The organism is Acidovorax sp. Root219, from assembly GCF_001428665.1.
In the GTDB taxonomy this organism is placed as follows: Bacteria; Pseudomonadota; Gammaproteobacteria; order Burkholderiales; family Burkholderiaceae_C; genus Acidovorax.
In genome coordinates this window covers 211,203-234,796 of record NZ_LMIJ01000011.1, presented here as the reverse complement: position 1 = coordinate 234,796, position 23,594 = coordinate 211,203, and the positions used below count along the sequence as shown (strand labels likewise).

Sequence of the window (23,594 nt, the reverse complement as noted above, 5' to 3'; positions counted from 1 at the left end):
GGATCCATGCAGACCCCAGCCACCGTTCTCACCCTTTCCGTCAATGGCCAGCCATGTGAGCTGCCAGCAGGTGCCCCGGGCGCGGGCGCCACGCTGCTGCATGTGCTGCGCAACGACCTCTCGCTCAACGGCCCCAAGTACGGCTGCGGCCTGGGCCAGTGCGGCGCCTGCACGGTGCTGGTGGACGGGGTGGCGGCACGCGCCTGCGTGATCCCTGCGCACGGCGTGGCGGGGCGGGAGGTGACGACGCTGGAGGGCCTGCCCGCGCGCCGCCATGGCGGCAGCTGTGAGGGAGGGCTGCATCCGGTACAGCAGGCCTTCGTGGACGAGCAGGCGGCCCAGTGCGGCTACTGCCTGAGCGGCATGGTGATGATGGCCGTGGCGCTGCTCGAACGCAACCCCGACCCCGACGAGGCCGCCATCCGCCGCGAGCTTTCGGGCAACCTGTGCCGCTGCGGCACGCATGTGGAAATCATCCGCGCCGTGCAGCGCGCGGCGGTGCTGGTGCGCGGGGTGGCCGCATGAACGCGCCCCTGGTACCGCTGCGCGCGCACAGCCCGCTCACACGCGCCGACTTCCATGCCGCACAGGGGGTGCTGCTGGTCGTGCGCAACCCGCCGCCCGCACCCCCGCCTGTGAAGGGCCAGCCCGCGCTGGTGGCCGGCAACCCGGCCGAGGGCGTGGAGATCCTGCTGGCCGTGTGGGACGATGGCAGCGTGACCGCCCTCAATGGCCACGTCGACCTGGGCACCGGCATCCGCACGGCGCTTGCGCAGATCGTGGCCGAGGAGCTGGACGTTCCCCTTGAGCGCGTGAACATGGTGCTGGGCGATACCACGCGCGCGCCCAACCAGGGCGCGACCATTGCCAGCGCCTCGATCCAGATACACGCCAAACCCCTGCGCACCGCCGCAGCGCAGGCGCGCCACTGGCTGGTGGCCCAGGCCGCCGAGCGCCTGGGCGTGGCGACCGATGCGCTGCAGGTGCAGGCCGGCGTGGTGCAGGTGGCGGCCGACCCAGCCCGCCGGGTGGCCTATGGCGAACTGCTGGCTGGCGCGCACACCGCGCTGGAGCTCGCCGAGGCCACGCCCACCAAGCCAACGGCCGACTACACCGTGGTCGGCCAGTCGGTGCCGCGCGTGGACATACCGGCCAAGGTCAGCGGCGAGCTGGTCTTCGTGCACGACATGCGCGTGCCCGGCATGCTGCACGGCCGCGTGGTGCGCCCGCCCTATGCCGGGGCCGACCATGGCGACTTCATCGGCAACACGCTCGAATCGGTGGACCAGTCGTCCATCGCGCACATCCCGGGCATCCGCGCGGTGGTGGTGGTGCGCGATTTCGTGGGCATCGTTGCCGAGCGCGAGGAACAGGCCGAGGAGGCGATGCGTGCGCTGCGCGTGCACTGGAAGCCCTGGCCCGGCTTCCCGCGGCAGGACAGCCCGGACGCCCTGGCCCAGGCCATCCGCGCCAACCCCTCCACGCAACGCCGCCTGGTGGACGAGGGCGACGTGGACGCCGCGCTGGCCGCAGCCGCGCAGTCCATGCCGCGCACCTATGTCTGGCCGTACCAGCTGCACGGCTCCATCGGCCCCTCGTGCGCGGTAGCCGAGTGGCGGCAGGACGAAACCTCGGGCCGCCCGCGCATGGCCGTCTGGGCCGGCACGCAGAACCCCCATGTGCTGCGCGCCGACCTGGCGCGCCTCATGGGCATGGCCGACGTGGACATCGACCTGGTGCGCATGGAGGCCGCGGGCTGCTACGGCCGCAATGGAGCCGACGACGTGGCGGCCGACGCCGCGCTGCTCTCGCGCGCCGTGGGTGCTCCCGTGCGCGTGCAGCTCACACGCGATCAGGAGCACCTGTGGGAGCCCAAGGGCACGGCCCAGCTCATGCAGGTGCGCGGCGGGCTCAATGCCGATGGCTCGGTAGCCGCCTACGACTTCGAGGCGTCCTACCCCTCCAACGGCGCGCCCACGCTGGCCCTGCTGCTCACGCGCACCATCGAGCCCGTGGCCCAGGCCTATGAGATGGGCGACCGCACCGCGCGCCCGCCCTACGATTACGACAACCTGCGCGTGGCCGTGAACGACATGGCACCCATCGTGCGCGCCTCCTGGCTGCGCGGCGTGTCGGCCCTGCCCAACTCGTTCGCGCACGAATCCTATGTGGACGAGTTGGCCACCGCGGCCGGCGTGGACCCGGTCGAGTTCCGCCTGCAGCTCTTGAGCGACCCGCGCGCGGCAGAACTCGTGAAGGCCACGGCCGAGAAGGCTGGCTGGTTGCCCCATACCGGCCCGCGCGTGCCCGGCCCCGGCGAGCTGCAGGGCGCCGACGGCGACTGGGTGCAGGGCCAGGGCTTTGCCTACGCGCGTTACATCCACAGCAAATGGCCCGGCTTCGGCGCCGCCTGGGCCGCCTGGGTGGCCGACGTGGACGTGAACCGGAAGACCGGCGAGGTGCATGTGCGCCGCGTCGTCGTGGGTCACGATGCGGGCATGATGGTCAACCCCGCAGGGGTGCAGCACCAGGTGCATGGCAACGTGGTGCAGACCACCAGCCGGGCCCTCAAGGAGCAGGTGCGCTTCGACCCGGTCACGCAGGCGGTGGACACACGCGAGTGGGGCAGCTACCCCATCCTGAGCTTTCGCGAGGTGCCGGTCATCGAGGTCATGCACATGCCCCGGCAGGACGAGGCGCCGCTGGGCTCGGGCGAGTCCTCGTCGGTGCCCGGCACGGCGGCCATTGCCAACGCCATCTTCGACGCCACGGGCGTGCGCTTCCGGGCGCCGCCCTTCACGCCCGAGGTGGTGCGCGCGGGGCTCAACCCGCTGGGCGCAGCAGCTGGGCAGGGCGGTGCCGCCCCTGCAGGGTCGCCGGCAGAGCCGGCCGACGTGCTGCCCACACTGGAGCTGCCCGCCCCGGCCGTTCCCGCCACGGCCACCTGGCCGCGCCGGCGCAGCCACTGGGCGCGTGCATTGGCCCTGGCTGCCGGCGGCCTGGCCATGGGGGCGGCGCTGCTGGGCTGGCGCCCGGCCATCGCACCGGTCGCACAGACGGCAGGTGCTTCGGTCTACAACGCCGCCACCATAGAACGTGGGCGCCTGGTGGCGGCTGCCGGCGACTGCGTGGTTTGCCACACGGCCCCGGGCGGAACGCCGAATGCCGGTGGGCGCGCCATGGACACGCCCTTCGGGACCGTCACCACCACCAACCTCACGCCCGACGCGCAGACCGGCCTGGGCCTGTGGTCCTTCAGCGCCTTCCAGCGCGCCATGCGCGAGGGCATCTCGCGCGACGGCAAGCACCTGTACCCGGCCTTTCCCTACACATCCTTCGCGAAGATGGACGACGACGACCTGACCGCGCTGTACGCCTGGCTCATGGCCCAGCCGCCGGTGCGCTCCGAAGTGCCGGCCACGCAGCTGGCCTTTCCGTTCAGCGTGCGCCCGCTCATGGCGGGCTGGAACGCGCTGTTCCACGACGCCACGCCCTGGAAGCCCGACCCCGCGCGCCCGCCCGAATGGAACCGCGGCGCCTACCTGGTGCAGGGCGTGGGCCACTGTGGCGCCTGCCACACACCGCGCAATGCGCTGGGTGCGGAGATGGGCGGCGCGGCATTCCTTTCGGGCGCGCTGGTCGATGGCTGGGAGGCGCCCGCCCTCACCGGGCTGTCGAAGGCGCCCGTGCCCTGGAGCAGCGAGGCCCTGTACAGCTACCTGCGCAAGGGCCACAGCCCGGAGCACGGCAGTGCCTCCGGCCCCATGGCGCCCGTGGTGCAGGAACTGGCAAAGCTGCCCGACGAGGACATCCGCGCCATGGCTACGTACCTGGCCTCGTTCAACGCGACCCCGGAGCCTGCTGCCGAAGCATTGACGAAGGCGCAGGCCGCTGTGGCACAGGCGGCCGCACTGGCGCCCCAGCCCGGCCAGGCGCAGCGCCTGTTCGACGGCGCCTGCGCCGCCTGCCACCATGACGGCAACGGCCCCAAGCTCCTGGGCGTGAACGTGCCGCTGGCGCTCAACAGCAACCTGCACAGCGACCGGCCAGACAACCTGCTGCAGGTCATCGTGCACGGCATCCGCGAGCCGGCTTCGCGCGAGCTGGGCTTCATGCCCGGCTTTGGCGACGCGCTCAGCGATGCGCAGATCGCAGAGCTCGCGGGCTATATGCGCCAGCGCTATGCGCCAGGGCGCCCCGCATGGAACGATGTGCCGGCCGCGCTGGCACGTGTGCGCGCCGGCCCGGCCCATCCATAGCCTTCAGAAATGCAATGAATCCGTGTCGGCGCCCATGGCATCGGCAATCAGCCGCATGTCATGGTCGCTGATGGCGAAGAGCCCGAAACGGAACGCATAGCCCCAGCGCGCGCGGTCCTGCACGAACTCGAAGTGATCGAGCAGCGGTGCGATGGCCGCCTCGCGGGCCGGCACGTAGTCCACGCCCTTGCGAAACGGCACGAACCCGCCGCCCATGTCGAAGGCATAGGGCTCGCCGGGCTTCACCAGCCCCAGCGAGACGAAGGCCTGCAGCTTGTCGCTGCCGCCCATGGTGACCGTGGGCGCGTAGTACGCGACCCTGTCGCCGGGCTTCACACGCCGCAGCGGGGCGACCTTGCCGTGGCACACCTGCATGTAGCCGGCTTCGGGCTCGACGCAGCCGCGGCGGGCGTGGTTGGCGCTGGCCACGGCGATCCAGTTGCCGCGTGGCGCGGCCATGGCGGGCTGTGGTGCGTCGGCCCACAGGGTCGGCTGAGCCAAGGCGCTTGCTGCTGCCATGCCCATGCTCCTCAGGCCTCGGCGTGCAGACCGACGCGGTTGCCATCCAGGTCATGGATGTGCGCGAAGAAGCCCATGCCCGGCGGCAGTGCCTGGCGCGGCAGGGCTACCTTGCCGCCTTGCGCCACCACCCGCTCCAGGGCCGCATCGAGCGAAGGCGAAGCATCGAGGTAGACGAGGGTGCCAGCGCCTGCTGCCAGCTGCGGCGCGGTCGGCCCCATCATCAGCGCACCACCCGCTCCGTCGGATTCCGGGTCGTACGAGAACACCGCGCCTTCGCTCGGGCCCATGGACTCGCGGCGCATGGCTTGGCCCAGCACGGCCTCGTAGAAAGCCTGGGCACGGTCCAGTTGGGTGGTGGGGATTTCGAACCAGCTGATGGCGTTTTTCATGAAGGGCTCCTGGTGTGCAAATGAAGAAGCCCCGATGGTGATGACCTGCTGCTGACAGCGGTTTGTCAGCAGGCTTGCAGCAGCGCCCTCATTCCCTGGCGCGGTTCATTTCCATCGAAAACTTGAACCGGTCCGCCGGGTGCAGCGAGACCGAGATCTCGAACACCTGGTCGGCCGGGTCGATGTAGTGCCGCGTGATCTTCAGGGCCGGCGCACCTGCCTCGGCGCGCAGGGCCTCGGCATGCTCGCGTGGTACCAGCACGGCCTCGATGTCCTGGCGGATGCGTACGATGCGCCGGCCGTAGCGCTCCTCGATGATGGAGCTGGCCAGCGTCTCGGGCGCATCACGCACGATGGGGCCGATGTCGGAATACGCCGGGTCGATGTACAGGTCCAGCCAGCAGATCGGGCGTGCCCGTGTGCTGCCTCCTTCCATGCGCAGGCAGGCGATGTGCAGCCAGCGCGTGCCGCCGGGGCAGGCCAGGTCCTTGGCGAGCGTCAGGTCCGCGACCACCGTGTTGATCGACTGCACCGTGCGCACATGTTCGGCACCGAAGCGTGCCAGTTCTTCCACCGTGGCGATGGACTGCGTGAAGCCGGCACGCGGCCGCATGGCCTCCACGCGCGTACCCACGTTCTTGCGCCGCGAGATCAGGCCCAGCTCCTGCAGTTCGTCCAGCGCTTTGCGCACGGCATAGCGGCTCAGGCCGTACTGGTCGCACAGCTCGAACTCGGTGGGCAGCAACGTGCCCACGGCGAAGCGGCCCGAGGCAATGCCCTCGGACAGGTCGCGGGCGAGGTCGGTGTTTTTGGCGGCGGTCATGCGGACAGGCTCCTGCTCAGGGAAAACCCCAAATCGAGTTTTGTTCGAACATATTTACAGTCTATTTGTTCGAACATTTATATATGTTCGTATTTTATCAACATATCCAGGCCGCCATGTCCTCCTCCTCGTTTTCCCCTGCCAGCACGGTGCTCGACTCGGTGCTGTTCCGCGACGCCTTCGGCACGCCCCGCATGCGCGAGGTGTTCTCCGACCACACCCTGATCGCCCGCTACATCGAGGTGGAGGTGGCGCTGGCGCGGGCCGAGGCGCGCTGCGGCGTGATCCCGGCCGAGGCGGCCGAGGCCATCGCGCGCGACTCGCGACTGGACCGCGTGGACTTCGACCACATGCGCCACGAGACCGACATCGTCGGCTACCCCATCCTGCCGCTGGTGCACCAGTTGGTAGAGATGTGCGGCGAGGCCGGGCGCTACGTGCACTGGGGCGCCACCACCCAGGACATCATGGACACGGCCAACGTGCTGCAACTGCGCGACGGGCTGGCGCTGGTGGAGGCCGACATCCGCGCGCTGCGCGGCATCCTCGCCGCGCTGGCCGCGAAGCACCGTGACACGCCCATGGCCGGCCGCACCCACCTGCAGCAGGCGCTGCCCGTGACCTTCGGCTACAAGGTGGCCATCTGGCTGGCCATGTTCGACCGCCACCAGGAGCGCCTGGCCGAACTGCGCAAGCGCGTGCTGGTGGTGCAGTTCGCCGGGGCTGCCGGCACGCTGGCATCGCTGGGTGACAAGGGCTTCGAAGTGCAGGCCGCGCTGGCCGACGAACTGGGCCTGGCCGTGCCCCTGACCACCTGGCATGTGGCGCGCGACGGCTTCGCCGAGGCCGTCAATCTGCTGGCCCTGGTCACCGGCTCGCTGGGCAAGATCGCGCTGGACATCATGATCATGGCCTCCACCGAGTTCGGCGAGGTCTACGAGCCCTTCGTGAAGGGCCGGGGCGCTAGCAGCACCATGCCGCAAAAGCGCAACCCGATCTCCAGCGAGCTGATGCTGGCGGCCTCCAAGGCCGTGCGCCAGCACGCGGGGCTGATGGTCGATGCCATGGTGCAGGACTTCGAGCGTGCCACCGGCCCCTGGCATGCCGAGTGGCTGGCGCTGCCCGAGAGCTTCATCCTCACCGCCGGCGCGCTGCACCAGGCGAAGTTCGCGCTCGGCGGCCTCATCGTGGACGAGGCGCGCATGCGCGGTAACCTGGGGATCAGCCGGGGCCTGATCGTGGCCGAGGCCGTGATGATGGGCCTGGCGCCGGCCATGGGTCGCCAGCAGGCGCACGACGTGGTCTACGACGCCTGCCGCACCGTCAACGAACATGGCGGCACGCTGGCCGAGGCGCTGGCCGCGCTGCCCGAGGTCATGCGCCACGTCGACCGCGCCACCATCGACCGGCTCACCGACCCCGCCAACTACCTGGGCCTGGCGCCCGCCATGGTGGACCGCGCCCTGGCCGCCTCGGCCGCGCTCGGCCACTGAGCCCCGCCTGATTCCCCGCTTGCGCTTTCCGTTCCATCCCACAACCATTGCAGGAGACAAGTCCATGAACACCGCCCAAGTCCTCGGTGCCGCCGCCGCATTGCTGTGCGCCGCCGCCTTCGCCCACGCCCAGCAGGCCTGGCCCGCCAAGCCGCTCACCTGGGTCGTGCCGTTCGCGGCGGGCGGGCCCACCGACGCCATGGCGCGCGACATCGCCGACAAGGTGGGCCGCCAGATCGGCCAGTCCATCGTCATCGAGAACGCGGCGGGCGCGGGCGGCACCATCGGCGCCGCCAAGGCGGCCAAGGCCACGCCCGACGGCTACACCTTCCTGGTCGGCCACATGGGCTACATGGGCGCGGCGCCGTCGCTCTACAAGAAGCTGGCCTACGATCCGGTCAAGGACTTCGATGCGGTGTTCCGCTTCCCGGACACACCGCTGGTGCTGCTGGTGCCCAAGAGCTCGCCCTACAAGACGGCGGCCGAGTTGATCGCGGCGGCCAAGGCCAATCCGCGCAAGATCAACTTCGGCAATGCCGGCGTGGGCTCCACCTCGCACCTGATCGCCGCGCTGTTCGAGTCGCGCGCCGGCATCGAGGTCACGTCCATCTCGTACAAGGGCGCGGCCCCGGCCATGAACGACCTGGTGGGCGGGCAGGTGGAGGCCATGTTCGACCAGAGCAACACGGCGCTGCCCCAGGTCACGGGCGGGCGGCTCAACGCGATTGCGCTGACCTCGCTCACCCCCATGCCGCAGCAGTACCCCAACGTGCCCGTGCTGGCCGACAAGACCCTGCCCGGCTTCGAGGCCGCCACCTGGTACGGCCTGTACGCACCCAAGGGTGTGCCCAAGGACATGGTGCAAAAGCTGCACCAGGCCTACATCAAGGCCCTGGCCGACAAGCCCTGGACGGCGCGCATGGTGGCGCAGGGCATCCACCTGCTGCCCGAGGCGCAGTACGCGCCCGAGGCCTTTGCCAAACACACGGCAGCCGAGGTGGAGAAATGGCGCAAGGTGGCGACCGACGCCAAGATCCAGATCGACTGAGCCATGACCCGCATCGCGCAGGAAGACTTGGCCACCAGCATCGCCCAGGCGCTGCAGTTCATCAGCCACCGGCATCCGCCCGACTTCGTGCGCGCACTGCGGCGCGCCCATGCGGCCGAAACCCATGCCCCGGCGCGCGCGGCCATGGGCCAGTTGCTGGTCAACAGCCGCATGGCGGCGCTGGGCCGCCGCCCGCTGTGCCAGGACACGGGCGTGGCCCAGGTGTTCCTGCGCCTGGGTGCCGGCGTGGCTTTCATCCGGCACGACGGCGCGCCGCTGCGCAGCCTGCAGGCCGTGGTCGACGACGCGGTGCGCACCGCCTATGGCGACCCTACGAACCCGCTGCGCGCCACCATGGTGGCCGACCCGCTGGGCGCACGCACCAACACGCGCGACAACACGCCCGCCATCGTGCATTGCGAACTCGTGGAGGGCGATGCGCTGGAGCTGCTGGTGGTGGCCAAGGGCGGCGGCGGCGACGTCAAGGCGCGCTTTGCCACGCTGAACCCCAGCGACAGCGTGGCCGACTGGGTGCTGGCGCAGCTGCCAGGCATGGGCGCCGGCTGGTGCCCACCAGGGGTGCTGGGCATCGGTATCGGCGGCAGCCCCGAGCAGGCCATGCTGCTGGCCAAGCGGTCGCTGTTCGATGCCATCGACATCGACGAACTGTGTGCGCGTGGCGCAGCCACGCCCGAAGAGGCACTGCGCCTGGACTTGCATGCGCGCAGCAATGCCCTGGGCATCGGCGCCCAGGGGCTCGGCGGCCTGTCGGCCGTGCTCGACGTGAAGGTACGCACCGCGCCCTGCCATGCGGCCACGATTCCCGTGGCGCTGATCCCCAACTGCGCCGCCACGCGCTACCTGCGCCTCACGCTCGATGGCACGGGGCCGGCACCCCTGCCGGAGCTGTCGCTCGATGCGTGGGACGGCATTCCCGATAGCTTCGTGGTGCAAGACGCGGTGCGCGTGGACCTCGATGCGCTGGACCGCGCCGAGGTCGGCCAATGGAAGGTCGGCCAGACCCTGTTGCTCACGGGCACCCTGCTCACCGCGCGCGACGCGGCGCACAAGCGCTTGGTGGACCTGCTGCAGCGTGGCGAGCCGTTGCCGGTGGACCTGCGCGGCCGCACCATCTACTACGTGGGCCCGGTGGATGCCGTGGCGGGCGAAGCCGTGGGCCCGGCCGGCCCGACCACCGCCACGCGCATGGACCGCTTCGTGGAGCCGCTGCTGGCGCAGACCGGGTTGCTGGCCATGGTGGGCAAGGCCGAGCGCGGGCCCGAGGCCATTGCCTCCATTCGCCGTCATGGGGGTGCCTACCTGGCGGCGACGGGCGGCGCGGCCTACCTGCTGTCGCGCTCCATCCGCAAGGCACGCGTGCTGGCCTTCGCCGACCTGGGCATGGAGGCCATCCATGAGTTCGAGGTGGTGGACTTTCCGGTGACCGTGGCGGTGGACTCACAGGGGCGGAGCATCCACCGCTTCATGCTGGTCTGAGGGCGCCAGGGCGTGTCATCATTCATTTCACCCCCGCGCTGCAGGCTTTCCCTTCGGGCTGGCCCCGGCATGCGGTGCCTGCCTTGTCGCACGGCTTGCCAATAGCCCGGCTATTGGCAAGTTACATCACCGGCAGCTGAAGCTGCTAGCGCTCTCCACATCTCCCGTGCCGTTGTAGCGCGCCACCTTGGGGTAGACGCACAGCGGGCGGGTGCGGTTGGCCGACCAACTGGCGGGCAATTCGGTGTTGACCACATTGGCACCGGCGCCGCGGGCCTGGGCCAGCACGGTATCGGGCGCCTTGCCCTGTTCCACCCACTGCACCAGCGGCGCCAGCATGTCGAACTGGTCGGTGGCGGGGCCACCCGAGCAGTGGTTCATGCCGGGCACCATGTACAGGCGTGCAAAGCTGGCGGCATCGCCCTTGTGGTTGGCCTGCAGCCGGTCCATCCAGTTGGCGGTGTCCACGGGCGAGAACACGCCGTCGGCCACACCGTGGTAGACCATCATCTTGGCACCGCGTTCCTTCAAGGCGCCCAGATCGGCCTCGTTGGGTGGCGTCATGAAGGACCAGGGCGACTCGGGGTAGAGCGCGCTGGTGGCGAACATCTTCGGGTAGTCGGTCTCCATGCTGAAGTTCAGCGCGTACTGCAGGCCCGTGGTGGCACCGAAGGCCGTCACGGAGGAGGGCGGCGAAGTGAAGATGAAGGCCACGGCGCCGGCATCGCGCGTGGCGGGCGAGCCCAGGTGCCACTGTGCGAAGTTGACGCCGCCCACGCCCGGGTCGAACCAGGTGCCGGTGTACAGCGCCTCGCCCTTGCTGTTCTTCGGGCCGGCGAAGATGTCGGCCAGCACGTTCTTCTGCGCTGGCGTCAGGCAGGTCCCGTCCCGCGCGGCACCGGCGCTGCAACTGGGCACGTCGGTTTGCAGGTTGAAGGCGCCCTGGCAGGCCGCCACGTCGTTCACCTGTCCGTCGGTGACACCGTCCAGCGCATCGCACTTGGCGAGGATGCGGCTACCCAGCAGCCTGTACTCGGCTGCGGTCACCGAAGTGTTCAGGTCGGGCTGGCCGCTGGCGTCCGGGGTGGAGACCTTGGCGTACTGCTGGGCCTTCCACAGCTGCGTGGTGGCGGCCTTGGGCAGGTGAAAGCCCGGGTTCCCGGCCAGGATGCCGTCGTACTGGTCCGCATAGCGTGATGCCGCCACCATGGCGTGGCGCCCGCCGTTGGAGCAGCCCGCAAAATACGAGCGGTCGGGTGCCTTGCCGTAGGCGCTCTTGATAAGGTCCTTGGCCATGGGCGTGAGGCTGCCCACGGCCTGGTAGCCATAGTCCAGCCGGGCCTGCGGGTCCACGCCGAAGAAGGGCGTGGGCGCGCTGTGGCCCGCGTCCGAGCTGAGCACCGCGAAGCCCTGGCTCAGCGCCGGCGCGACGGGTGCCGCGCCGCTGGTCGCGCCCAGGGCCGTGACCACGCTGCCATCGAGCCCGCCGTTGGCCTGGTAGAGGAAGCGGCCGTTCCAGGCCACGGGCATGCGCATCTCGAAGCCGATGGCATAGCTCGCGCCATCGACCGCGCTGGTGCGCTGGTTCATGGCCCCCTTGACCAGGCAGTGCGCCGGGATGGGGGTGTTCACGCCGGTGGCCTTGAGTTCGCCCTCGGCCACGGGCACGGCGGAGGCGATGCGCGTATTGGGCAGGGCCAGCGTGGTGGCCAGGTTCGCGCAGGACTGCAGCGTGCCTGGCGAGGCCGCCGAGAGCTGCCGCAGCCCCCCGTCGGATCCGCCGCAGCCGGCCAGCAGCAGCGATACCGCGGCGGGCAGGGCGGCCAGTGCCAGGGGGCGGCCCAGGCCACGGTGCATTCTCCAGATACCCTCATTCGTCTTCATGGTGTTGTCTCCTCGTGTGTTGTCGCAAGGCGCAGGCAGGCAGACCCGCAGCGCGGCCTCGAAGCGCTGTGGGATGGGGAAAGCAAAGAGAGAAAAGGCGTGGACCGTCAGGCGGCAGCCATGGCGGGCGCAGTATGTCGGTGAACGTCGGCAGCAGCGGTGGACAGGCGCTGGCGAATGATGGCCAGGCGCATGTCGAATTCGGGCAGCACCCAGGTCTTGCATGCCTGCGCCGGTTCAGTCCAGCGCGGCCCATGGCTGGCGGGTGCCGCGGCGACACGCGCCCAGGCCCACTCCAGCAGCACCAGGGCCACGGCCCGCAGGTAGTCGTCGGCCACCCAGTAGGGCAGCTCGGGGTGGGTGGCGGCGGCGGCGGCCAGCGCGCGCGTGGTGTCGGCCAGGGCATTGCGCCGGGTGTTGGCGGCTTCGTCGGGGGGCAGGCCGGCACGCAGGGATGCGAGCAGCGCACACAGGCCCTGGCCGCCATCGGCCAGCACCTTGCGGACCAGCAGGTCGATGGCCTGGATCTCGTTCGTGCCCTCGTAGATCATGGCCACGCGCGCATCGCGCACGATCTGCTCGATGCCCCATTCGCGCACGTAGCCGTGGCCGCCGAAGACCTGCAGGCAGGCGCTGGCGCCGTGGAAGGCCTGGTCGGTCAGCGCGGCCTTGAGCACGGGCGTGACCAGCGCGCACCAGCGATGGGCCACGGCGCGCTCGGTCGCGTCGGGGTGGTGGCGCGCCACGTCAAGCTGCAGGGCCGTGTGGTAGGCCAGCACGCGCCCGCCGTCGATCCAGGCGCGCTGTGTCTGCAGGATGCGGCGCATGGCCGGGTGTTCGGCAATCGGATCAGGGCCCGGCGATGCCGTTGTGCCCATGGGCCTGGGAGCGCGCATCTGCCGGCGCTCGTGCGCATAGGCGCTGGCCTTCTGCCAGGCCGCCTCGAGCAGGCCCAGGCCCTGCAGGCCCACGTGCAGGCGCGCGGCGTTCATCATCACGAACATGGCGGCCAGGCCCTTGTGGGGCTCGCCCAACAGCCAGCCCGTGGCGTCGTCGAAGCGCATCACGCAGGTGGGGCTGCCGTGCAGGCCCATCTTCTCTTCGATGCGTTCGCACACCACGGCATTGCGCTCGCCGCTCGGCAAGACCTTGGGCACGAGGAACAGCGACAGCCCCTTGGGGCCCGCCGGTGCATCGGGCAGGCGCGCCAGCACCAGGTGCACGATGTTGTCGGTCAGGTCGTGCTCGCCGCCCGAGATGAAGATCTTGCTGCCGTTGACGCGCACGCTGCCATCAGGCTGGGGCACGCCGCGCGTGCGCACCAGGCCCAGGTCGCTGCCCGCATGGGCCTCGGTCAGGCACATGGTGGCCAGCCACTCGCCGCTGGCGATCTTCGGCAGGTACTGCGCCTTCAAGGCCTCGCTGCCATGGTGGCGCAGGCACTCGTAGGCGCCGTGCAGCAGGCCGGGTGCCATGGTCCAGCCATGGTTGGCACCAGCCAGCCATTCGAACAGCACGCATTCGAGCACCGCGGGCAGGCCCTGGCCACCGTCTTCGGGCGCGCAGGCCAGCGAGGGCCAGCCGGCCTGCCAGAAGGCCTGGTAGGCCGCGCGAAAACCGGCGGGCGTGGTGACGGTGCCGGCCTCGAAGTGGCAGCCCTCTTCGTCGCCCGTGCGCTGCAGCGGGGCGATGGCGCTGTCCACGAACTTGGCGGCCTCCTCCAGCACCTGCGCCGCCAGCCCGCCATCGGTGTCGGCAAACGGCGCCAGCGCCTGCCACTGCGAAGGCGCCTGGAGCACTTCGGTCAGCAGGTGCTGGATATCGGCCAGGATCTGGTGTGCTTGCATGCTGATCGTGCGTCCTTGTCCGTCGTTAACCCATGGCCTTCGCAACTGGCGCGGCCAAAGGCCAGCGCCACCGTGGAACCGGCTTTGCCGGGCCACCGGGGGCGTCCCCCTCAGGGGGAAGGCGCGCCAGCGCCTCAGGGGGGAGCCAATCCAGAGTCAAGACTCTGAAGTGAACCCGATCTGTTTGACCAGCGGGCCCCAGCGCTCGAACTCGGCCTTCTGGTCGGCCAGCATCTCCTGCTGCGTGCTGCCGTGGGCCACCAGGCCAACGATGCCCAGCGCGTCGATCACGGTCTTGTCCTTGAGCGCGCCGGTGATGGCGGCATTGGCGCTGGCCAGCGTGGCGGCGGGCGTCTTGGCCGGCGCGTAGAAGCCGAACCATTCCTCGGACGTCACGTCGGGGTAGCCCAGTTCGATGAAGGTGGGCACATCGGGCAGGTAGGGCGAGCGCTTCTTGCCCGAGGTGGCCAGCACGCGCACGCGGCCGGTCTTCATGTACTGCAGGTAGTCGCCGCTGGGGTTCATGGCGGCAGCGATCTGGCCGCCCACCAGGTCGGTGATGCTGGGCACGGTGCCACGGTAGGGAACGTGCTTGAGCTCCACTGCCGCACGGATGCCCAGCAGCGCGCCCAGCAGGTGGGGCATGGAGCCCGCGCCGGGCGAGCCGTAGCTGGCCTTGTCCGGATTGGCCTTGGCCCAGGCCAGGAAGTCCTTGAGCGTCTTCACCTCGGCCGGCACGGCCGGGCCCACGGCCAGGCCGTGGTGCATGATCGCGCCGATGGAGACAGGCACCACGTCGTCGGGCTTGTAGCTGAGCTTGGGGTAGATGTGCGGATACACCGACAGGGCCGATACCGGTGCCAGGGTGAGCACCGAGCCATCGGCGGGGGAGTTCTTCAGCGTTTCCACCGCAATGCGGCCACCGGCGCCGGGCTTGTTCTCGACGAAGCCCGGGTTCTTGCTGTAGGCCGTGCCGCCCAGCTTCTCGGCCACGCGGCGGGCCACGCTGTCGCCCGCGCTGCCGGCCGGAAAGCCGTACATGATCTTGACCTGGTCCAGCGCCTGCGCGAAGGAGGACAGGGGATAAAGCGCTGCGAGGGCTGCGGCGCTGCCCAGGGTGTGAACAAAGTGGCGTCGTGTCGTCGTCATGGTTGTCTCCGGTATAGGTATGGTGTGTTGACGGGGCAGGGAACGGGGGCGCTATCTGGGTGCCATGCGCAGGGCACCGTCGAGGCGGATGACTTCGCCGTTGAGGTGTCCGTTGGTCACGATGTGGGCCGCCAGCTCGGCGAACTCCTCGGGCTTGCCCAGGCGCGGGGGGAAGGGGATGCTCGCCGCCAGCGACTGCTGCACGGCCTCGGGCAGCTCCTTCATGAGCGGCGTGGCGAACAGGCCCGGCGCCACGGTACACACGCGGATGCCGTGCTGCGCCAGGTCGCGCGCCATGGGCAGCGTCATGCCCACCAGGCCGCCCTTGGAGGCGCTGTAGGCCTGCTGGCCCACCTGGCCGTCGAAGGCGGCCACCGAAGCGGTGAACATCATCACGCCCCGCTCGCCGTTGTCGAGCGGCGCCAGCTTGGCGCAGGCGGCTGCGAACAGCCGGCTGATGTTGTAGCTGCCGATGAGGTTGATGCCCACCACGCGCGCAAAGTCTTCCAGCGGCGCCGCGCTGCCGTCGCGCTGTACCACGCGCTTGGCGCTGCCGATGCCGGCCACGTTCATCAGGATGCGCGCCGGGCCCAGGGCCGCCTCGGCCTGGGCCAGTGCGGCGGCCACGCTCTCGGTCTGGGTGATGTCGCAGGTGCAGGCCACGGCCGTTCCGGCGCCATGCTGTGCGTTGATGCTCTCGGCCACCTGGGTGGCCAGGGCGGTGTTCACGTCGAGCACCGCGACCTTGGCGCCCAGGCGGGCCAGCTCGCGGGCGGTGGCCTCGCCCAGGCCCGATGCGGCGCCGGTGACGAGGGCGGTCTGTCCTTGTATCTGCATGGATGGCTCCTTGGGTAGTGCGTTTCAGGCCGCGGGCACGATGGTGCCGGGGGCGTTGCCGTCGTGCAGGGCCTGCACCAGGGCATCCCGGTGCTTGAGCACGGCGCGTTGGTTGATCGAGCCCTTGTCGGTGATCTCGCCCTTGTCGAGCGAGGGCGGCTCTGCCATCAGCAGTGCGCGCGCCACGCGGCTGGCACTGCCCGTGGATTCGCGCGCCAGGTGGTCGATGACGGCCTGGATGCGCTGGCGCACCCCGGTGCTGGCGATGACCTCGGCCCAGGGGGCGTCGGCATCCAGCCCGCTCACCTCACGGCAGGCGGGTGAAAGAAACAGCAGGGCGCCCACTTCCTTGCGGTTCAGGCCGGTGAGCACCGCGTCCTGGATGTAGGGGGCGCCGGCCACGACGATCTTGGCGCGCATGGGGCCCACGCTCACGAAGGTGCCGGTGGAGAGTTTGAAGTCCTCTGCAATGCGGCCATCGAAGCGCAGGCCGCGGTGGATGTCGTGGTCGTCGATCCACAGCACCGCATCGCCGGTGCACAGGTAGCCCTCGTCGTCGAAGGCCTCGCGCGTGGCGGCGTCCGAGCGCCAGTAGCCGGGCGTCACGTTGGGGCCGCGGTAGCGCACCTCGGTCTTGCCGTCCACGTCCACCAGCTTGAGCGTCATGCCCGGCACGGGCGCGCCGATGTGGCCCGAGCGCACGTCAGGGCTGTTGCAGAACATGGCGGAGGGGGCCGACTCGGTCATCCCCAGGCCCGTGGACATGACGATGCGCTCGCCCAGCTCGGCTTCCTGCGTGGCGTGCAGGCTGTCCCAGATGGGCTGGGCCAGGCCTGCGCCCGAGTAGAAGAACATGCGCACCCGCGACAGCAGCGTGCGGCGCAGCACGGCATCGGTCTTCATCGCCTCGGCGATCATCTCGAAGCCGGTGGGCACGTTGAAGTACACCGTGGGCGCGATCTCGCGCAGGTTGCGCAGGGTCTCGCCGATCAGCGCTGCCGTGGGCTTGCCGTCGTCGATGTAGAGCGTGCCGCCGTGATGCAGCGTGATCCCGAAGTTGTGGTTGCTGCCGAAGGTGTGGTTCCACGGCAGCCAGTCCACCAGGATCGGCGGGGCTTCGGCCAGCACGGGCAGCGACAGGGTGATCTGCTGCAGGTTGGCGCACCACATGCGCTGGGTGTTGATCACCGGCTTTGGCATCTTGGTGGAGCCGCTGGTGAACAAGAACTTCACGATGGTGCCCGGCCCCGTGGCATGCATGGCCGCGTCCACTGCCGGCGTGGCCAAGGTATTGCGCAGGCTCTGGAAGGTGGTGGCCGGGCGGCCTTCGATGGCGCCCTGGGCCAGCACGACCTCCACGTCCGCCGCCACGGTGGCCTTGATGGCGCGGCCGAAGCGCGCGCCATCGGCCGCGAACACCAGGCCCGGCGTCAGTGTGTCCAGCACGTGGCGCAGCTTGTCGTAGTCCTGGCTCACCGTGGCGTAGGCGGGCGAGACGGGGCAGTAGGGCACACCCGCGTAGATGCAGCCCAGCGCCATCAGCGCGTGCTCCAGGCTGTTTTCGCTGAGCACCACCACCGGGCGTTCGGCGTTCAGCCCCCGGTCCAGCAGCGCCTGGCCGATGCTGCGCGCGGCGTCCAGCGCCTGGGCATACGTCACGTGCTGCCAATCGCCGGTATTGCCGGTGCTGCCGTCGGCATGCTGCACCCGGCGCGCGAGAAAGCTGCGCTCGGGCTCTACCTCCGCCCAGTGCACCAGGTAGTCCGTGACCCGGCGCGCGTATGCGCCCAGGGGCAGGTCGGCTTGCAGGTAGCGCACGCCGGGTGCGCCCTCGCGCAGGTTGACGCGGGTGACGCCAAAGGGCACCGGGCGGTAGCGCGGCGGGGCCAGGGGGGTGGAGAGATCGCTCATGGGTGGAGGTCCGGCGGTGTGGAAATGCGGGGCTCAGTCTTTGCGCACTTTGGCGGCGCGGCCTTCCAGGAAGTCCGCCAGGCGCGACTTGGCCTCGGGTGCGCTCTGGGCAATCGCGGCCATCATGGCTTCGGTGAAGAAGCCTTGGTCGGCCGGTTGCTCGGCAATGCGCGGCAGGGCGTGCATCAGCGCGTAGTTGGTCAGCGGCGCGTTCTGCGCCACGCGCTTGGCCAGCTCCAGTGCCTTGTCGAAGGCCTGGCCTTCGGGCACCAGGTACTGGGCAAAGCCGACCTTCTCGCCGTCTTGTGCGTTGTAGACGCGGCCGGTGAGCATCATGTCCGCCATGCGCGCAGCGCCGATCAGTTTGGGGATGCGCACGGCGCCGCCGCCGCCCACGAAGATGCCGCGCGAGCCCTCGGGCAGCGCGTAGAAGGTGGATTCATCGGCCACGCGGATGTGACAGGCGCTCGCCAGCTCCAGCCCGCCGCCCACCACGGCGCCGTGCAGCGCGGCAATCACGGGCACGGGGCCGTACTGCACGCGCTCCAGCGCGGCGTGCCACATGCGCGAGTGGTACAGGCCCTGGCCCGCATCGCGCTCCTTGAGCTCGGACAGGTCGAGCCCGGCGCAGAAGTGCGGGCCTTCGCCGTCGATCACGGCAGCGCGCACGCCGGCGGGCATTTTCTCGAACAGGTCGCGCAGGGCCAGGATCAGGCCGTCGTTCAGCGCATTGCGCTTGGCGCTGCGCGTCAGGCGGATCACGGCAACTTCCTGCTCGTCGCCGGCAAGCTCGAAATGGATGTCTGGATGGGTCATGGTGGCTTTCTTGATAGGTGAATTGTGGTTATAGTTCATAACCAATTCAAGCAAGCCAGACCGGTTTTTCATCAGTAGTTACCCTTGATCTGCGCCACGTGCCGTGGTGCATGCTGACAGGGATACCGTGAAAGACCGGCCACCATAGGAGACAGATATGGACCACGAGAACCTGATTGCCATCGACATCCACACGCACGCCGAGGTGAGCTGCTGGAACCCTTTCGACAACTACGGCGAGGAATACGACCGCGCCGCCGACAAATACTTCAAGAACGGCCGGCGGCCCACCATCGCCGAGACGGTGGCCTACTACCGCGAGCAGAAGATCGGGCTGGTGATGTTCACCGTAGACGCCGAGTCCAAGATGGGCCGCCGGCGCATCCCCAACGAGGAGATCGCCGAGGCCGCCAAGGCCAACAGCGACATGATGATGGCCTTTGCCAGCATCGACCCGCACAAGGGCAAGATGGGTGCGCGCGAGGCGCGCCGGCTGATCGAGGAGCATGGCGTCAAAGGCTTCAAGTTCCACCCCACAGTGCAGGGCTACCACCCCTACGACCAGATGGCCTGGCCGATCTACGAGGTGATCGCCGAGTACGGCATGCCGGCCATCTTCCACACCGGCCACAGCGGCATCGGCAGCGGCATGCGCTGCGGCGGCGGCCTGCGCCTGGAGTACAGCAACCCCATGCACCTGGATGACGTGGCCATCGACTTCCCGGACATGCAGATCGTCATGGCGCACCCGAGCTTCCCCTGGCAGGACGAGGCGCTCTCGGTCGCCACGCACAAGCCCAACGTCTGGATCGACCTGTCGGGCTGGAGCCCGAAATACTTCCCCAAGCAGCTGGTGCAGTACGCCAACACCCTGCTCAAGGACCGTATCCTGTTCGGCAGCGATTACCCGCTGATCACGCCCGAGCGCTGGATGAAGGACTTCCAGGAGGCCGGCTTCAAGCCCGAGGTGATGCCCGGCATCCTCAAGGGCAATGCGGTGCGTCTGCTGGGGCTGGACAAGGCGGCCAAGGCCACGCCTGCGGCAACCTGATCCAGACGGGCCGGCACGGGCCCGTCAGTCGTAGACTTTTTGCAGAAGCCGGATCAGCGTCTTGCGCTCGGTGGCGGTCAGGCGCGCGGTGGCGTCGATCTCCAGCGTGGCCGCAGTCTGCTCGGCCTGGGCGCACAGGTCTTCGCCGGCGGGCGTCAGGTGCAGGCCCATGGCGCGCCCGTCGCTCGGGTGCGGGCGGCGCTCTATCAGGCCGCGCCGGTCCAGCGCCGCGATCAGGCCCACCAGGTTGGGCGGCAGCACGCCCAGCGTGGCGCACAGTTGGCGCGAGGTGATGCCGGGGTTGTGCGCCACCAGCGAGAGCACCGAGAAATCCACCACCTTGAGCCCATAGACCGCCATGCGCTCCATGAACACCTCGATGATGGACAGCGAGGCCCGGCGCGCGTTGTAGCCCACCAGCGTGCGCAGGTAGCTGTTGTCGACCACGTCGGTGGCGGTGGGGGTGATGGTTGGGAGTGAAGCGCTGGCCATGGAGTGATGCTGCTGGAAGTGGCGAGACTATAGCGATGGGCGGGGGCTCAGGCCGGGCTGCGCAGCACGCGGCGGTACTGGACGGCCTCGGCCACATGGCCCACGGCAGTGGTCTGCGAACCCGCCAGATCGGCGATGGTGCGCGCCACCTTGAGCGCGCGGTGCGTGCTGCGGGCCGACCAGCCCAGGCGCGCGCCTGCCGTGTTGAGGAACTTGGCGGCCGCATCGTCGAGGTGCAGGTGTTCGTCGATCTCCTGGCCCTGCAGCGCCTGGTTGGTCTTGCCCTGGCGTGCCAGCGCCCGGGCCCGGGCCTGCATCACACGCTCGCGGATCGCGGCGCTGGATTCGCCAGGCGGTGTCTTGAGCAACTGCTCCGAGGGCACAGCAGGCACCTCCACATGCAGGTCGATGCGGTCCAGCAGCGGGCCGCTGAGCTTGCCCTGGTAGCGCGAGACCTGGTCGGGCGTGCAGCGGCAGGCGCGCTGGGTGGAGCCGAGAAAGCCGCAGGGGCAGGGGTTCATCGCCGCGATCATCTGGAAGCGTGCCGGAAATTCCGCACGCTGCGCCGCCCGCGAGATGGTGATGTGGCCGGTCTCCAGGGGTTCGCGCAGCGCCTCCAGCGCGGCCCTCGTGAATTCGGGCATTAGGTTGCGTGAGTTGTCTGTATGTGTTTTCATGCTCGTCTCCTCGCTAAGGTGCAGTGAACTAGGAGCATTGCATGCGAATCGAACTGATCCGACCGTCTCGATCCTTCCGTGATGCGGAAGAAGTGGTTGCTTTCGCCTCCGGACTTCCTGACGACCTGGCCCTGTTGCACTCGATCGACTTGCAGATTTTACCGGTCCTCTTGGATGAGACAGGACTTCCGCTTGATTTGCCAAATCAGTTCATCACCTCTGTAGCGATACTCCGACCCAGCACCACTGGTGACACGCCGCGAACTTACGCGGAATGTCTGCTCTGCTGGTTGAGATTTCTGGAATCGAAGTCTACCGAAATTAGGGATGTCACGGAGGAAACACTTGCCGCCTTCAGAAATTCTTTATCTGGTGAGGCTGGGCCTGGCGGAGTCCAAGTTTACTCGGTCAACACGATTAATTTGAGAGTCACAGTTGTAGAGAGTTTTTATGGATGGATGCATAGTAGAAAATTTCTATTTACTCCATTGGGTGAATTTGTCACCACAAGAAACCTACAACGTATGCCCTACAGGGGTGAAAATGGCAGCCGGAGAAGATCGCTCGAAAGTATTCTAGTTCCGAGGGCGGAAACACTTCCTAGACCACTTGGATTTGAAGAGATATCGCGGCTCTTCGCCATTACCCCACAGCCCTTTCGCTTAATGTTTCGCTGGGGATTGGCTACAGGCCTTCGTCGATTTGAGGTTGTAAATCTTAGAATCAGCCGTTTGATGTCACCTGAGCAGATCTCTTCAAGTGGGCTCGACCCAGTTCCAGTTGATATTGTTCGAAAAGGTGGAAAAACTGCAACAATTTACGCACCTGCAGCGTTGGTGGAAGAAACCCACTGGTATTGTTTAGTCGACCGACCAGTCGTGCAAGATGATAACTCCTTCGACTTCGTATTTTTGAATAGGAACGGCCGATCTTACAGTCCGGGAACTTTAAGCCGTACGTTTAGAAAATACGCCAACATAATTGGCTCGTCTGCCACGCTTCATCATTTGCGTCACTCGTTTGCAATTCTCACGTTAGGGTATCTCGAATCTCTTGAGAGCAAGGGAAAGAAGGTCAATCCCGTAAAGATTGTTCAAACGCTTCTGGGTCACTCTAATGTGACGACTACTGAGGTTTACCTGCGAACGCTGGAGGTGAGTTCGGATGAGGTACGTGAGGCATTGGCTTTCCTCTACGGGAGTACGCTGTGAGGAACTTGGCAGTTAAACATAAGTGCGTGGGGGCGACGGTAGAAATCTGGTTGGGGGATGGTCACAATCCTGCGCTAATTCGAGACTTCTCCGCTGCGGGGTTTTCGCCTGAAGTTGCTGAGGTGATGGCTCGAGCCTATGTTTCGCTTCAAGGTGGTAACACTCTGGAATCACAGAATGCAAATTGGATACTTATAAAGCGGTTTGGAAAATTCATCAGCGAGAATTATGGATATCTGAGAATATTTCCAGTGGATGTTTTATCAAAATACGCAGATCATTTAGAGGCCACGGTTGCGCTAAAAACGGCGGGAGCCGCTTACAACACTGCGCTTCGTATGCTCAAATGGCTGGTAAGAAACGCTCCAGAGCGAGTAGATAAAAAAATAAGATTGGATCGAGGGCATGCAGCTTCCCAAGCAATGGCGAGCCTAACCGCACGAGAGGATGCACCAGACGAGGTGCTGGTATCACAGATATTGAGATGCTGCTATGAGGAGATTGAAGCTGGCGAAGCTGCAAGGGAGAAGATCAGGCTTTTGCCACTCACGGAAAATCCGGATCGCTTTGCAGATTTTCTTCTATATCTTCTAATGGTTGGTGACGGGTCAATTCCAACCGTAAAGCAGATGGAGGCCTTTCCGAGTGGATATAATTTGAAAAGAGTTGCTCAAGAGTTTGGCGGGATTCGAGAGATATTCTGCCAGTACTATATTTCTATAAGAGAGCTCTTTCCATACTACCTAGCGATGTTGACACAAGCATCTGCCAATCCACAGTCCTTTCGCCAGGCCGATATGAATTGCATCATGAGTGTACCCTTTCGGGAAGATCTCGAACGCCTTGTATGGGATAAAAAGAGGTCTCGGCGCATGCAGATTCCCGATTTCCCAAAAAATAAAGAGTGGGCCGCGCCGAATATAGCTCGGAGATTGCTGGCGGCTAACTCTGAGATGAGACATTTGGCACCCCTGCGGTACAGGAATTCACTGTTTATCTGTCGAACTAACGGAATGAACGTTTCAGTTCCAAGCTGGCAATCTCTGCATAACTGCCTCAGCGCTTTTCGAGCAGAGCATCAACTGCCACACTTTAGCCTGACTGATCTTCGACGTGCCGGCGGCGTGCTGCATCATCGGGCGGGACGCAGTATTGCGAGCGCGCAATTACGCATGCAGCATCGTAGCTCGCGGGTAACTCAAGGCTATACGCCGTTAGAGGATTTGGCGGCTCATCATCAAGAAAAAATACGCATTTTTCAAGGATGGATGTTAGAAGAAGCAAAGAAAACTAAGCTGAAAAAAAGTGCATCCGATCCAGGACTGAAGACCTTCGAATCGAAAGCTGAAACTCTTTTTGGATTTCAATGCAAAGACCCTTTGGCGGGTATAGCAGAAGGAAGCCATATCGGAGTTCCGTGCCCAAAATTTCATCAATGCGCTGGATGTCCGGGGACGATAGTAATCATAGATGATCCACACAACGTGGCGAAACTAGTCGCTGCAGCCAAGCATCTTCACTCAGAGCGAGAGAGGTCGCTCAAAGAGGGGTGGAGCAAGCGGTTCGACCTTCTCTACAAGCCGTCATTGGATGTGCTTAGAAATGAGATTTTTCCAGTTATTTCAAAGCTTGTAATGGATAAGGCGCAGTCGATCCCCAACATTCCATTCCCATCGCTGGAGTGAAAA

18 protein-coding genes and 1 pseudogene are annotated in these 23,594 nt (G+C 67.1%); 8 read left to right on the top strand and 11 right to left on the bottom strand.

Annotation, left to right across the window (positions count from 1 at the left end; all coding sequences use genetic code 11):
- Positions 1-6: 6 nt before the first annotated feature.
- Positions 7-525: a (2Fe-2S)-binding protein gene (locus ASE28_RS11825; RefSeq protein ID WP_057266727.1), complete on the top strand. Its 519-nt coding sequence runs from the start codon at positions 7-9 to the stop codon at positions 523-525.
- Positions 522-4,259: a molybdopterin cofactor-binding domain-containing protein gene (locus tag ASE28_RS11820; protein WP_057266726.1), complete on the top strand. Its 3,738-nt coding sequence runs from the start codon at positions 522-524 to the stop codon at positions 4,257-4,259. The genes ASE28_RS11825 and ASE28_RS11820 overlap by 4 nt, the downstream gene beginning before the upstream one ends.
- Positions 4,260-4,262: 3 nt before the next feature.
- Here ASE28_RS11820 and ASE28_RS11815 read toward each other — a convergent pair whose 3' ends face one another.
- From ASE28_RS11815 to ASE28_RS11805, 3 genes are all read right to left on the bottom strand, one after another.
- Positions 4,263-4,778, bottom strand: coding sequence for an EVE domain-containing protein (locus ASE28_RS11815; protein WP_082608070.1), 516 nt, complete (start codon positions 4,776-4,778; stop codon positions 4,263-4,265).
- 11 nt (positions 4,779-4,789) lie between these two features.
- On the bottom strand, positions 4,790-5,170 hold the full coding sequence (locus ASE28_RS11810) for a VOC family protein (protein WP_057266725.1): 381 nt from the start codon (positions 5,168-5,170) through the stop codon (positions 4,790-4,792).
- An 88-nt stretch (positions 5,171-5,258) separates the two neighbouring features.
- Positions 5,259-5,993: a GntR family transcriptional regulator gene (locus ASE28_RS11805; RefSeq protein WP_057266724.1), complete on the bottom strand. Its 735-nt coding sequence runs from the start codon at positions 5,991-5,993 to the stop codon at positions 5,259-5,261.
- Between the two features lie 116 nt (positions 5,994-6,109).
- Here ASE28_RS11805 and pcaB point away from each other — a divergent pair, with 116 nt between their 5' ends.
- The 3 genes from pcaB to ASE28_RS11790 all read left to right on the top strand — a co-directional run bounded on the left by pcaB (position 6,110) and on the right by ASE28_RS11790 (position 10,031).
- Entirely contained in the window at positions 6,110-7,486 is a 1,377-nt protein-coding gene (gene pcaB, locus ASE28_RS11800) for a 3-carboxy-cis,cis-muconate cycloisomerase (protein WP_057266723.1), read from the top strand.
- A 64-nt stretch (positions 7,487-7,550) separates the two neighbouring features.
- Entirely contained in the window at positions 7,551-8,534 is a 984-nt protein-coding gene (locus ASE28_RS11795; protein ID WP_057266722.1) for a tripartite tricarboxylate transporter substrate-binding protein, read from the top strand.
- 3 nt (positions 8,535-8,537) lie between these two features.
- Positions 8,538-10,031, top strand: coding sequence for a fumarate hydratase (locus ASE28_RS11790; protein WP_057266721.1), 1,494 nt, complete (start codon positions 8,538-8,540; stop codon positions 10,029-10,031).
- Between the two features lie 126 nt (positions 10,032-10,157).
- On the opposite strand, the gene ASE28_RS11785 is transcribed toward ASE28_RS11790, so the two are convergent.
- From ASE28_RS11785 to ASE28_RS11760, 6 genes are all read right to left on the bottom strand, one after another.
- Positions 10,158-11,915, bottom strand: coding sequence for a tannase/feruloyl esterase family alpha/beta hydrolase (locus ASE28_RS11785; RefSeq protein ID WP_082608050.1), 1,758 nt, complete (start codon positions 11,913-11,915; stop codon positions 10,158-10,160).
- A 107-nt stretch (positions 11,916-12,022) separates the two neighbouring features.
- Positions 12,023-13,762, bottom strand: a complete 1,740-nt coding sequence (locus ASE28_RS11780) for an acyl-CoA dehydrogenase family protein (protein WP_057266719.1) — start codon at positions 13,760-13,762, stop codon at positions 12,023-12,025.
- Positions 13,763-13,918: 156 nt separating this feature from the next.
- Positions 13,919-14,911 carry a Bug family tripartite tricarboxylate transporter substrate binding protein gene (locus tag ASE28_RS11775; RefSeq protein WP_057266718.1) on the bottom strand — a complete coding sequence of 331 codons (993 nt, stop codon included), beginning with the start codon at positions 14,909-14,911 and terminating at the stop codon, positions 13,919-13,921.
- Between the two features lie 51 nt (positions 14,912-14,962).
- Positions 14,963-15,748 carry an SDR family NAD(P)-dependent oxidoreductase gene (locus tag ASE28_RS11770; RefSeq protein WP_057266717.1) on the bottom strand — a complete coding sequence of 262 codons (786 nt, stop codon included), beginning with the start codon at positions 15,746-15,748 and terminating at the stop codon, positions 14,963-14,965.
- A gap of 24 nt (positions 15,749-15,772) precedes the next feature.
- On the bottom strand, positions 15,773-17,659 hold the full coding sequence (locus ASE28_RS11765; RefSeq protein WP_057266716.1) for a feruloyl-CoA synthase: 1,887 nt from the start codon (positions 17,657-17,659) through the stop codon (positions 15,773-15,775).
- A 33-nt stretch (positions 17,660-17,692) separates the two neighbouring features.
- On the bottom strand, positions 17,693-18,475 hold the full coding sequence (locus tag ASE28_RS11760) for a crotonase/enoyl-CoA hydratase family protein (RefSeq protein WP_057202697.1): 783 nt from the start codon (positions 18,473-18,475) through the stop codon (positions 17,693-17,695).
- A 157-nt stretch (positions 18,476-18,632) separates the two neighbouring features.
- Here ASE28_RS11760 and ASE28_RS11755 point away from each other — a divergent pair, with 157 nt between their 5' ends.
- Positions 18,633-19,526, top strand: coding sequence for an amidohydrolase family protein (locus ASE28_RS11755; protein WP_057266715.1), 894 nt, complete (start codon positions 18,633-18,635; stop codon positions 19,524-19,526).
- Between the two features lie 24 nt (positions 19,527-19,550).
- Here the strand turns inward: ASE28_RS11755 and ASE28_RS11750 are convergent, their stop codons facing one another.
- Positions 19,551-20,018, bottom strand: a complete 468-nt coding sequence (locus ASE28_RS11750) for a MarR family winged helix-turn-helix transcriptional regulator (RefSeq protein ID WP_057202695.1) — start codon at positions 20,016-20,018, stop codon at positions 19,551-19,553.
- A 47-nt stretch (positions 20,019-20,065) separates the two neighbouring features.
- Positions 20,066-20,659: pseudogene (locus tag ASE28_RS11745) on the bottom strand (ATP-binding protein); the annotation flags it as partial.
- 77 nt (positions 20,660-20,736) lie between these two features.
- On the opposite strand from ASE28_RS11745, the gene ASE28_RS32000 reads away from it, so the two are divergent.
- The gene (locus ASE28_RS32000; protein ID WP_157421952.1) at positions 20,737-21,906 is read left to right on the top strand and encodes a site-specific integrase; all 1,170 of its coding nucleotides are present in this window, start codon (positions 20,737-20,739) and stop codon (positions 21,904-21,906) included.
- Positions 21,903-23,591 (top strand): hypothetical protein, encoded by a 1,689-nt coding sequence (locus ASE28_RS31995; protein WP_157421951.1) that lies wholly within the window; start codon positions 21,903-21,905, stop codon positions 23,589-23,591. Before ASE28_RS32000 ends, ASE28_RS31995 begins: the two co-directional genes overlap by 4 nt.
- Positions 23,592-23,594: the final 3 nt, after the last annotated feature.